This window comes from Paraburkholderia panacisoli (assembly GCF_008369935.1).
In the GTDB taxonomy this organism is placed as follows: domain Bacteria; phylum Pseudomonadota; class Gammaproteobacteria; order Burkholderiales; family Burkholderiaceae; genus Paraburkholderia; species Paraburkholderia panacisoli.
In genome coordinates this window covers 1-1,028 of record NZ_VTUZ01000158.1, presented here as the reverse complement: position 1 = coordinate 1,028, position 1,028 = coordinate 1, and the positions used below count along the sequence as shown (strand labels likewise).

Annotated in this window: 1 protein-coding gene; it reads right to left on the bottom strand. The window is 58.7% G+C overall.

Annotated features, from left to right (window positions below; genetic code table 11):
* Positions 1-22 precede the first annotated feature (22 nt).
* Positions 23-1,028: transposase (locus FVF58_RS51130; protein ID WP_149677001.1), on the bottom strand; the 1,006-nt coding region annotated here is incomplete at its 5' end.

Genomic DNA, 1,028 nt, shown 5'->3' with positions numbered 1-1,028 from the left:
TTTCACGCCCTGAGTCAGTCCGTCAAGTTTTTAGAGGGGGAGGCGTGAGGTTTGCAAGAAGGGGCGAGCCTCGCTTCCTCAATGCGTTCAGATAGACACTTTCGTCGTATCGTGTTCCAGTCTGCCAGCAGCGGTAGAGGATGCGTATCCATTTGAATGCCAGCGCCCGAACGGCGGCCTGATATGAGTTGCCCTTCGCGCGCTGCTGCCGGTAGAAGGCACCGGCCCAGAACGACTTGTTGATGGTCTGGCCGGCCCATTCGACAAATGTCTGACGCAGGAATTTTGGGCATTGCCAGCGCCAATGTACCCAGCATTTCTTGCCGCTGCGCTGCGTGACCGGTGCGATGCCGGAGTACTTCTGCAACTCAGCCGCATTCTGGAAGCGACCACGCTGCTCGCCGAATGCGGCAAGCAGGCGAGGCGTCAGATGCGGACCCGCTCCGGGCAGAGACTCAAAGAGAGCGAAGTCAGGTAGCGAGTGCGCAACTGCCGCGATTTCCTTGTCGAATACATCGATCGCATCGAGTACCGTTCGAAGCTGTGTCACCAGTGTCAGGGCATGCAACCGGCAGGGTGAGACGATACCGGGGTCTTCGGTAAGTGACATGGCGCAGCGGATCGACTCGAGACGCGTTTCGATCAACCGTGGTCGCCGGCAGTTATGCGAATGGAAGAACGTCTCAAGGGTCTTCCTGTGTGCGTGCCTGACGGCTGACAGTGTCGGCCAGCGGGAAATGAAGTCGCAGAACAGTACCGTGTCGATATGCTCGAACCATTCCAGCGCCTGCGGATAATACTGCTTGAGCGTATTGCATAAGCGATTGGTGAATCGTGTCTTGTCGCCAACGAGTTCACGGCGCTGCTCGATCAGGGTCATCAGGGAACGCATGCTCGCGCTCTGCGGCCTGAGCGGAGCAAATCGCTCGGGATGGCGTAACAGCAGATCGAGCGCCAGTTCAGCATCGGTGGGATCGTCCTTGGCCCCGCTCGGCTTGAACGCCTCACGGTACCTTGCGAGCGTCGAA